Annotated in this window: 10 protein-coding genes and 1 riboswitch; of the genes, 7 read left to right on the top strand and 3 right to left on the bottom strand. The window is 49.7% G+C overall.

Going from position 1 to position 10,712, the window contains the following annotated elements:
- Window positions 1–249: 249 nt before the first annotated feature.
- A riboswitch (cyclic di-GMP riboswitch) is annotated at window positions 250–335 on the top strand.
- Window positions 336–675: 340 nt separating this feature from the next.
- The 3 genes from DCCM_RS14320 to DCCM_RS14310 all read right to left on the bottom strand — a co-directional run bounded on the left by DCCM_RS14320 (window position 676) and on the right by DCCM_RS14310 (window position 1,802).
- On the bottom strand, window positions 676–918 hold the full coding sequence (locus DCCM_RS14320) for a hypothetical protein (protein WP_104373071.1): 243 nt from the start codon (window positions 916–918) through the stop codon (window positions 676–678).
- 165 nt (window positions 919–1,083) lie between these two features.
- Window positions 1,084–1,341: a DUF3243 domain-containing protein gene (locus tag DCCM_RS14315; RefSeq protein ID WP_104373075.1), complete on the bottom strand. Its 258-nt coding sequence runs from the start codon at window positions 1,339–1,341 to the stop codon at window positions 1,084–1,086.
- A 245-nt stretch (window positions 1,342–1,586) separates the two neighbouring features.
- Entirely contained in the window at window positions 1,587–1,802 is a 216-nt protein-coding gene (locus DCCM_RS14310) for a biotin/lipoyl-containing protein (RefSeq protein ID WP_104373070.1), read from the bottom strand.
- 709 nt (window positions 1,803–2,511) lie between these two features.
- Between DCCM_RS14310 and tig the strand changes: the two genes are divergently transcribed.
- From tig to lonB, 7 genes are all read left to right on the top strand, one after another.
- Window positions 2,512–3,828, top strand: coding sequence for a trigger factor (tig, locus tag DCCM_RS14305; RefSeq protein ID WP_104373069.1), 1,317 nt, complete (start codon window positions 2,512–2,514; stop codon window positions 3,826–3,828).
- Window positions 3,829–3,888: 60 nt separating this feature from the next.
- On the top strand, window positions 3,889–4,482 hold the full coding sequence (gene clpP / locus DCCM_RS14300; protein ID WP_104373068.1) for an ATP-dependent Clp endopeptidase proteolytic subunit ClpP: 594 nt from the start codon (window positions 3,889–3,891) through the stop codon (window positions 4,480–4,482).
- Window positions 4,483–4,496: 14 nt separating this feature from the next.
- Entirely contained in the window at window positions 4,497–5,747 is a 1,251-nt protein-coding gene (gene clpX, locus DCCM_RS14295; protein WP_104373067.1) for an ATP-dependent Clp protease ATP-binding subunit ClpX, read from the top strand.
- A gap of 303 nt (window positions 5,748–6,050) precedes the next feature.
- Complete coding sequence (locus tag DCCM_RS14290; RefSeq protein ID WP_104373066.1) at window positions 6,051–6,494, top strand: RrF2 family transcriptional regulator; 444 nt, start codon at window positions 6,051–6,053, stop codon at window positions 6,492–6,494.
- A 62-nt stretch (window positions 6,495–6,556) separates the two neighbouring features.
- A complete protein-coding gene (locus DCCM_RS14285; RefSeq protein WP_104373065.1) occupies window positions 6,557–6,739 on the top strand; it encodes a ferredoxin family protein in 183 nt (60 codons plus the stop codon).
- 119 nt (window positions 6,740–6,858) lie between these two features.
- Entirely contained in the window at window positions 6,859–8,487 is a 1,629-nt protein-coding gene (gene hcp, locus DCCM_RS14280) for a hydroxylamine reductase (protein WP_104373064.1), read from the top strand.
- Between the two features lie 260 nt (window positions 8,488–8,747).
- Window positions 8,748–10,388, top strand: a complete 1,641-nt coding sequence (gene lonB / locus DCCM_RS14275; RefSeq protein ID WP_373855481.1) for an ATP-dependent protease LonB — start codon at window positions 8,748–8,750, stop codon at window positions 10,386–10,388.
- Window positions 10,389–10,712: the final 324 nt, after the last annotated feature.

Raw genomic sequence — 10,712 nt, 5'->3', positions numbered from 1 at the left:
GCCTCTTTATTATTTTTGATAATTAAGCACAGGAGTTAAGGAATTTTGGTTGCCAAGACCTGCCGGGCATGTTGTTCGGCAGGTCTTTCCTTTATTTATCGCATATTGCTTTGACCGCGGCCCCGGAAGAAATTTTTCGACAATATAAGAGTGAATTTTTAAAAAAAATATTGTAATATATGTGAAGAATGATAAAATATGATAAAGAAGTCCTATTGCAATAGGACCAATGTCTTAAAATTTGAACAGGCACGATAAGGGCAAACCTATCGAAAGATAGGGACGCAAAGCTATGGGTCTAAGGCCGATAACGCCATGATTGCCAAGCTGCCGCTTTGAGGATTTTCCCCAAAAGACAGAGTGGCAATACACTGTCTTCTTTTTTTTGTATGATTTATGGATGCTTTACCTGGTTATTATCCCCGTTTATGCCAAGGATGGTTATAATAAAAACATTTCGAAGGGGGTCTGGATGATGCGTAATTTATTCATGTGGTTGGATAATATGGTTGCAATATTGGAAAGGGACGAGCCTGCAATAGTACTTCGAATGGTAAATTTATTCTTTATTACGTGTCTGAGCTACCTCTTTCTCATAACAATATCTTTTTACTGGTGAAAAAAATAAAAGGGCGGCCGCGAATTTCTCGGGCGCCCCTTTTTTTGTTGCGGAAGCTATTTTTTCCCCGCCGTCATGTCGATTGAGCCCACCAGCGAGCCGTCCGACTGCTTTTTAATCTCTATGGTCTCATCGGTCTCAATAAATAATAATCCCGCATACTGGGCGATATTGCCCGCTCCCAGGTCTTGATAAACGCTGTCGGCGTAATCCAGGCAATCATCAAAATCGTCTCTCCTGGGTTCCCCGTGATTAAATATCATTTCGGCTATCTTTTGAATGGCGTACTGGTAGTCCAATATATATCCCCCGCTCCATATAATGTTTTTACCATAGTAACAGATATTTATATTATAATAGTCATTTAAAAGCTTATCAACATTTTATAAGCTTTGCGTTTTCATACCGGCGCCCCTTTGGCCGCCGGAAAAGATGCGCAGATTCCTTAAGGAACCTGCGCATCTTTAGCGTGTTTCTCCGCTGTCAACCATTCTGGACAACATTCCCGCCAGAGTTCTTTTTTCATGATCATCGCCCTGCTCCCATAGTTCCTTTAGCAGCCTTTGCTCCCTGTTACCCGGGTCGAAGTGATTGGCAAAGAACTCGCCAAACCTGTATGCCGCATTGTTGATGGTGTCGTCCGAAAGGCCCACCGCCTTGCCCAGGTTGACCGCCCTTCCCAGGGTGTGCTTCCACTGGTGCCAGGAACTTTCAGTTTCCATATGCAATATAATTCACCTCCGGGATTATTTTTCTCACGGCCGCGCAGCATTTATTCAGACTGCCTTGCAGGGTTCCCATTTCATTGGAGGTAATCAAATACGGGGGGAAAGTTTAAAAAAACGGCCTGCCGGGCAAAAGATAAACCGCCTGGTGACAGGCGGCTGCCGAATAAATATTCATTATTCTCCTGCGAAAGACAGTTTCAAAGGCGTGTGGTTAATTGCGGTAAATACCGGGAGGATGCCTACTCCAGGGTCATAATAACAGTATCGGGATTTACAACCTCTCCTGGTGTTGCCTTTATATCTTTAACCTCGCCATCCCCCGGGGCGAATATTTTGACCATCATTTTCATGGCTTCAATTGTTGCCACGGCGTCATTTTGCTTTACCTTGTCCCCCACTTTAACGTCGATGGAAACCAGTTTGCCCACCATCGGGGCGTTTACAGAAACACTCATGTATGGTACCTCCTCAAATTTTTATACGGATTACACAACCGGGTCCGTGCGGTCCGGAAATAGCTCCGGACGTTGGTATTATGCCCGCAATGCAAGGGCTAAAACTTATTCAATTAGTATTATTGCATATTAGCAAAAAATGGTCAATTCAATAAAATACGGTTTAGGCAATATTGGCGGGGTTAAAAAATAGCTATGCCCGGAATATTCAGCCGGAAAAAACATATGGGTGCCGGATATGAATTATAAAAATATTTTTACGGCCTTAAGAGAAAAATTTCCTGCTTTATTGTTGATGTGAAGCTGTCATTAAGGTAAAATATCATATTGACAAATTTCAAAACTCCGGTGAAAGCCTTTGTATATTATATAGACACGGGCAGCCGGAAACTAATTCCAAATCATTGGAGGAAATAACAGGGGGTCGTAGAATAGATAGGTATCATAAACTAGGATAATATCGCAAAAGTCCAAGAGGCTGTTCAAAAAGCTCCCGATGCAAGGCGATGCAAGGCCTCAAGCGAAAACGTACTCATAGTGCGTTTCCGCTTGAGGCCGCAGCCGCAACGCGGCAGCTGGACTTTTTCAACGGCCTCCCAGCAAGATGAAAATTGCCGGTAATCAGCCCTTATTTTGGAGAAGTTCATTATATCTCTTCAAATAAATGGCAACAATATTTTTATTAAATTCAAGGAGGATTATTGCAATTATGAAGGCCACAGCGGAAAGGATAGAAAAGAACACTGTACTGCTGGAAGTGGAAGTTGGGCAGGAGCAGTTCTCCAATGCCATAGAAAAAGCTTATAGAAAGCTGGTTACAAAGATAAACGTGCCTGGCTTCAGAAAGGGCAAGGCGCCCAAGGTCATTCTGGAGCGTTACATAGGCAAGCAGGCTATTGTGGACGAAGCGATGGAAATAGTGCTTCCCGAGGCATACATGAAAGCCGTGGAGGATACCGGCATTGAACCGGTTTCCCAGCCGGAGCTGGAAATGGTTCAGGCTGAAGAGGGCAAGCCCGTTGTTTTTAAGGCTAAAGTGGTTGTAAAACCTGAGGTTAAGCTTGGACAGTATACAGGTCTCCAGGTGACAAAGCCCAGCGACGCGGTTTCCGAGGAAGACATTCAAAATGAGCTGGACCGCCTTCAAAACCGACATGCCAAATTGCTGACCCTGGAAGAGGGTACCGTGGAAGACAAGGATCTGGTTACCATTGACTTTGAGGGTAAAATTGAAGGTGTGCCCTTTGAAGGGGGCCAGTCCAACGATTATACCCTGGAAATAGGCTCCGGCACCTTCATCCCGGGTTTTGAAGAGCAGCTTGTGGGGATTAAGCTGGGTGAGACAAAGGATATCAGCGTTAAATTCCCGGAGGATTACGGCAGGGAGGATCTCTCCGGCAAGGATGCGGTATTCACGGTGACGGCCAAGGTAATCAAGCGTAAGGAACTGTCGCCCCTGGACGATGAATTTGCCAAGGACGTCAGCGAGTTTGACACCTTGGAGGAATTACGGGCAGACCTGGCGAATAAATTAAAGAAGACCGCCGAGGAAAAAGCCAGCAGCCAGGTGCGCGCGGCAGTACTGGAAAAGGCGGTTGAAGGCGCTGAGATTGATATGCCGCCGGAGATGATTGACGGCCGGGTGGAGGAAATGCTGGGCAACATGGAGCAGCGCCTGATGTCCCAGGGGGTTTCCATGGAGAATTATTTGAAATATACCAATTCAAATGTGGACGACATGAAGGAAAATCTCAGGCCCGACGCCGAGAAGAATTTAAAGCAGACCCTGGTTATAGATGCTGTTGCCAAGGCCGAAGATATTCAGCTCACCGATGAGGATATCGACCGGGAAATTAATAGAATGAGCGAGGAAATGAAACAGGACGCCGAGGTAATCAAAAAAATTATCGAAGGCCAGGGACAGATGGATTATATTAAAAAGAGTATAATAAGAGATAAGACCATTCAGTTCATGCTGGATAAAGCCGTGGTGACAGAGGGCACAATAGAGGCTGCTGGAGAATAGTTTGATAAATAAGCGGGCCAATAAGCGTATTATAAATTTTTTATAGGAGGTACCAATCAAGTGTCCGGACTCGTACCTATTGTTGTTGAACAAACCAATCGCGGTGAGCGCGCTTACGACATTTATTCCAGGCTTTTAAAGGACAGGATTATTTTTATAGGCGGCGCCATTGACGATTACGTAGCCAATCTGGTGATAGCCCAGCTTCTTTTCCTGGAGGCTGAGGATCCTGAAAAGGATATTCACATTTATATCAATTCTCCGGGCGGTGTTGTTACTGCGGGTATGGCCATATACGATACCATGCAGTATGTGAAACCGGATGTTTCCACCATTTGCCTGGGCCAGGCTGCCAGCATGGGGGCATTTCTTCTGGCTGCCGGTGCCAAAGGCAAACGTTTTATCCTTCCCTATGCCAGGGTGATGATCCACCAACCTGCGGGTGGGATGCAGGGCCAGGCTACGGATATTGATATTCATGCCAAGGAAATCCTTCGCACAAAGGATATCCTGAACAGATTATTGTCCGGGCATACCGGCCAGCCTCTGGACAGGATAACCGCGGACACCGAACGCGACTTTTTCATGTCGGCCCAGGAAGCAAAGGAATACGGCATTGTTGACGAGGTGTTTCAAGGTAGGAAGCAAAGGTAAAAAGAGGTGGGAAAATGTTTAACGAAAAGGGTCAGCTGAAATGTTCCTTTTGCGGCAAGCTGCAGGATCAGGTTAAAAAGCTGGTCGCCGGTCCCGGAGTATATATCTGCGACGAGTGTATCGAATTATGCAATGAAATAATAGAAGAGGAGCTTAACGAGGATCTGGGATTGGATCTGGGTGACATTCCGAAGCCGAAGGAAATTAAGGATATTTTAGACCAGTATGTCATCGGCCAGGAAGAAGCGAAGAAATCCCTGTCCGTGGCCGTCTACAACCACTACAAGCGCATCAATCTGGGTGGTAAGATTGACGATGTGGAACTTCAGAAGAGCAACATTGTCATGCTGGGACCCACGGGAAGCGGTAAAACCCTGCTGGCCCAGACTCTGGCCCGTCTCCTGAATGTACCCTTTGCCATTGCCGACGCCACATCCCTGACCGAGGCCGGTTATGTGGGCGAGGATGTTGAGAATATACTTCTAAAGCTTATCCAGGCAGCGGATTACGACGTGGAAAAGGCTGAGAAGGGTATTGTATATATCGACGAAATCGATAAAATTGCCCGCAAATCGGAGAATCCCTCCATTACCAGGGATGTTTCCGGTGAGGGAGTGCAGCAGGCGCTGCTGAAAATACTGGAAGGCACCGTGGCCAGTGTGCCTCCCCAGGGAGGCCGCAAGCACCCGCACCAGGAATTTATACAGTTGGATACCACCAATATATTGTTTATCTGCGGCGGAGCTTTCGACGGTATTGAAAAAATAATTCAAAACCGCACCGGCAAGAAAACCATGGGCTTCGGGGCTGACATCCAGACCGCAAGGGAAATACGCATAGGTGAAATATTAAGCCACATCCTGCCCGAAGACCTTCTTAAATACGGGCTGATCCCGGAGTTTGTGGGCCGTCTGCCCATAATAGTGACTTTGGACGCCCTGGACGAGGACGCCCTGGTGCGCATTCTTACGGAGCCCCGGAACGCCCTGGTGAAGCAGTACGATAAACTGTTTGACCTTGACGGGGTGGCTCTGGAATTTCAGGTCGATGCCCTGAAGGCCGTAGCCCAGGAAGCGTTGAAACGTAAAACCGGGGCCCGGGGCTTAAGGGCCATTCTGGAAGAAATTATGCTGGACATAATGTACGAAATACCTTCCCGGGATGATATAGCCAAGTGCGTCATAACCAAGGAAACAATACTGAATAAAGAAAAGCCTATCATCATCACCATGGATCGTAAAAAGAAAAAGGAAGAAACAGCCTAAAGTAAAGCGCACCTTAGCAGGTGCGCTTTATTTGTTATTCAGGAAATCATGCTCCTGATAAATCTGTGGATAACTTTTCGGAATCGCCCGAAGGGCGATTTTTGTTTCGCCCGGGGAAGAAAATGCGCGGGGTGCCTGTAGGCGGGGTATGGTGGTATAGTAAGGCGCGGCAGGGAAATAATAACCATGTGAGCAAATTTTTTTGTTTTTTTCGTTTTAATACTTGCTTAAAATGAAAATTGCATTTATAATATCAATGTAGACAAAAGACATCCACATTGGAACAAAAGAAGGGCGGTCGAAATGCAAATAACAAGACAAACGGAATATGCCATACGGACTGCCCTGGAACTATCCACAGTCCCCTTCGGGGAATTTATCCAGACCAAAGCAATATCCGAGCGGCATAATATACCGGAAGTATTTTTGAAGAAGACTATTCAGCTTTTAAGCCGCGCCGGTCTGGTGACAACCCAGCGTGGCTCCCAGGGAGGTGTGAGGCTGGCCAGACCCAGTGATAAAATCACCCTGGCCGACATTTTGGTGGCTATTGAAGGACCCCTGGCATTAAATGTGTGCCTGGCTGAAAACTACCAGTGCCACAATCTTCCCAACTGCCGGGTGCACCAGATAATGAAGAGGGCTCAAAAATCCCTGCTCAGGGAGCTGAGCGAAGAAACACTGTCGGACATAGCGGGTGATGCACCCATCAAGGAATATACCCGGGAGTGTGACGCGGTGAATTAAGGATATTTTTTGCGGCAAAGAGGATGAAAAAGGTCAAATATATCAAGAAGGAGGTGCCAATAATGCGTCCGGAGGTAAACATTGAAAGCTGCATCGCCTGTGCCACCTGCCAGGCGGTTTGCCCGGCGGAGCCCAATGTGTTCGAAGTTACTGATGTTTCCAGGGCGGTTAACCCGGAAGCATGTACCGGATGCGGCTCATGCCGGGATAATTGCCCCACCGGCTCAATCAAATTAATTGACTGATTAAAAACCGCCGGAGCTTTTAAATAACTGCCGGACTTATAAACAGCTGGTGGCCCGGCGCCGGCATGATAATTAAAAAATATTTAAAGTGAATTAAAAATAAAAAGGAGGAATTTTAAATGTTTTGCAATCAATGCGAACAAACCGCCAGGGGAACAGGATGCACCGCCATGGGAGTTTGCGGCAAAAAGCCGGAAGTGGCGGCTTTGCAGGATTTGCTGCTGCACGCCCTGAAAGGGCTCTCCCTGTACGCCGTTGAAGGCCGCAGGGTTGGCGTGACCGACGCCGGGATAAACAAATTTTCCTGTGAAGCCCTGTTTTCTACCCTGACCAACGTCAATTTCGATCCGGAACGTTTTCTGCCTCTGATTAACCGCTGCGTTGAATACAGGGAAAGCCTTAAGGCCAAAGTTTCCGCGGCCGGGGGCAAGGTTGATTTCAGCGACCCGTCGGCAAGCTTCAAACCTGCGGCGGATATCGCCGGTCTCATCAAGCAGGGCGAACAAGCCGGCCTGGTGACCGACCATGAAGCGGACCCGGACATTCAATCCCTCCAGCAGATACTGGTTTACGGCATCAAGGGTGTCGCCGCTTACGCCGATCACGCTGCCATCCTGGGGCAGCAGGACGACAGCGTTTACGCCTTTGTTCAGCAGGGAATGGCGGCAATTGCCGACAAAAGCCTCGGTCTCAACGACTGGGTGGGACTGGCGCTGAAATGCGGCGAGGTGAATCTGCGGGTAATGGAACTGCTGGACGCCGGCAACACCGGGACTTATGGCCACCCGGTACCCACCGGGGTGCCCCTGGGCCATAAAAAGGGCAAATGCATACTGGTGTCGGGCCACGATCTGAAAGACCTGGCTGAACTGCTCAAACAGACCGAGGGCAAGGGTATTTACGTTTATACCCACGGTGAAATGCTTCCCACCCACGGTTATCCGGAACTGAAGAAGTACAAACACTTCTACGGGCACTACGGCACCGCCTGGCAGAACCAGAAGAAGGAATTCCCCAATTTCCCCGGGGCTATACTGATGACCACCAACTGCATTCAGGACCCCCAGGCTTACCTGGATAATATATTCACCACCGGGCTGGTGGGCTGGCCCGGCGCCAGGCACGTTAAAAACGGCGACTTCGGTCCGGTGATTGAAAAGGCTCTGTCCATGCCCGGGTTTGAATCGGATGAGGACAAGGGCAGCGTTATGGTGGGATTTGCCCGCAATGCCGTAATGGGCGTGGCCGGCAAGGTTATCGACGCGGTTAAGAGCGGCGACATCAAACATTTCTTCCTGGTGGCCGGCTGTGACGGCGCCAAGCCAGGCCGCAACTACTACACCGAATTTGTGGAGAAGGCTCCCAGGGATACCGTTGTCCTGACCCTGGCCTGCGGCAAGTTCCGCTTCTTCGACAAGCAGCTGGGGGATATCGGCGGCATTCCGCGGCTGCTGGACATCGGCCAGTGCAACGACGCCTACTCGGCCATACAGATTGCCGTGGCCCTGGCCAATGCCTTCAACTGCGGGGTGAACGAGCTACCCCTGTCCATGATACTCTCCTGGTACGAGCAGAAAGCGGTGGCCATCCTGCTTACCCTGCTGCACCTGGGAATTAAGAACATCCGTCTTGGCCCCAGCCTGCCTGCCTTTATCACACCCAACGTGCTGAATGTGCTGGTGCAGAATTTCAACATCATGCCTATCAGCACAGTGGAGCAGGACATGGCTGCCATACTGAACAAATAACCGCCAAGCATATAAATGAATCGCAACGGCATTTACAAAGAAACTCCGGCCCGGCAGCCGGAGTTTCTTTTACGCCGGGGCCTCCATTTTTACCGGCTCTGAAAGTAAGGGTGCATAGCTTCTCCCCGGGGATAAAATATGCAAAAGTTAGCAATAATAGTAGGAAAAAATATGAGGAGGAAATGCCGGTGGGGGAAGCGGTATTGGGAATCGGCAGTTTTCTTACATTCATTCAGGTATTTTTCGCTGTGATAATAGGAATGTATTTCTGGAATTTGTTGAAAGCCCAGCAGGGCAACAAATCCACAGTTGAAAGGGAATCCCGCAAGGAGTTGGAGAAGTTGCAGCGCCTGCGCTCAATCTCACTGACCGAGCCCCTGGCCGAAAAAACCAGGCCCAAAAGTTTTGAGGAAATAATCGGCCAGGAAGAAGGGCTGAAAGCCCTGCGGGCTGCCCTTTGCGGCCCCAATCCCCAGCACGTGATTGTATACGGGCCGCCCGGCGTGGGTAAAACCGCGGCCGCCCGGGTGGTGTTGGAGGAAGCCAAAAAGAATCCCCTGTCGCCCTTTAAAGAGGACGCCAAATTTATAGAAATGGATGCCACCACCGCCCGGTTTGATGAGCGGGGCATTGCGGATCCCCTGATCGGGTCGGTTCATGATCCCATATATCAGGGAGCGGGGCCCCTGGGCATGGCCGGAGTGCCCCAGCCCAAGCCCGGAGCCGTAACCAAGGCCCATGGGGGCATACTTTTCCTGGATGAGATAGGGGAGCTCCACCATATACAGATGAACAAACTGCTGAAGGTGATGGAGGACCGCAAGGTGCTGCTGGAGAGCGCCTATTACAGTTCCGAGGACAACAACATTCCCGGGCATATTCACGACATATTCCAGAATGGGCTGCCCGCCGACTTCAGGCTGGTTGGGGCCACCACCAGAACTTCGGAGGACATCGCCCCGGCCATACGCTCCCGCTGCCTGGAAATATTCTTCAAACCCTTGCTGCCGGAAGAAATTGAGCGTATTGCCGTTAACGCCGCTGAAAAAATCGGTTTTCCAATGGAGCAGGGGTGTCTGTCGGTTATCAGCAAATACGCCACCAGCGGCCGGGAGGCTGTGAATATAATCCAGATTGCCGGCGGTATCGCCCTGACCGAGGGCAGGAAAAGCATCGGCGTTTGTGATGTGGAATGGGTGGTGAACAGCGGGCAGTATTCGCCGCGCCCGGAAAAGAAGGTGCCCCTGCAGCCCCAGGTTGGCCTGGTGAACGGACTTGCGGTGTACGGGCCCAATACCGGCACGCTGCTTGAAATTGAAGCCGGTGCTGTTCCCGCTGCCCGGGGTCAGGGAAAATTGGTTATAACCGGTATTGTGGACGAGGAGGAAATGGGCGGCCGGGGGCGCACCATCCGCAGGAAAAGTATGGCCAGGGGTTCCGTGGAAAATGTCCTCACTTTACTGCGCCGGGTTGCGGATGTGAATCCCGCCGATTATGACATTCATGTCAATTTCCCCGGCGGGGTGCCCATTGACGGGCCCTCGGCGGGCGTGGCCGTCACCACGGCTGTATACTCGGCCATAAAGGGCATTCCTGTGGATAACAGGCTGGCCATGACCGGGGAGGTCTCCATCAGGGGCCTGGTGCTTCCCGTGGGGGGAGTGGTGGCCAAGGTGGAAGCCGCCCGCAGGTCCGGGGCCACCAGGGTGCTGATACCCTCTGAAAATCACCAGGAGATTTTCGAAAGCATGGAAGATATTAAGGTCATTCCGGTTTCCAGGCTGGAGCAGGTGTTGAAGGAAGCCCTGGTCGGGGAGCCCGGATTAAAGGTTCAGGCCACAATTCCCGTGAAAACCGACGTTCTGGCGGCATCCGGCATGCAGGGGGCGAACTGTCATTGAAAGGAGCCCTATTGAGCAAACACGCTGCCGGGTTTTTATGACGGCTTTAAGCCGTTTATTTTTTTGGGGTGGAAATGCGAGGGATAAAATAAAAAATATGGTATTGCCAAGAGAAGCCGCATATAACCCTTTAAGCTGGTTTTAAATGTGATATTTATTGTTTTTTCTGCATTTCTGACAGTTATTACTATAGCAGTTTGCGGAACTGGTGTGATAGAATAATGTATGCGCATATGCCCTGAGTAACTGATTAATTAATACATTGAATAAGGAGGTGCAGCTGTGGAGCCAACCATTAAGGTTTTACCATTGCTGCCTCTCAGG

Source organism: Desulfocucumis palustris (genome assembly GCF_002933875.1).
Lineage (GTDB): Bacteria > Bacillota > Desulfotomaculia > Desulfotomaculales > Desulfocucumaceae > Desulfocucumis > Desulfocucumis palustris.
This window is presented reverse-complemented; position numbering and strand designations above follow the sequence as displayed.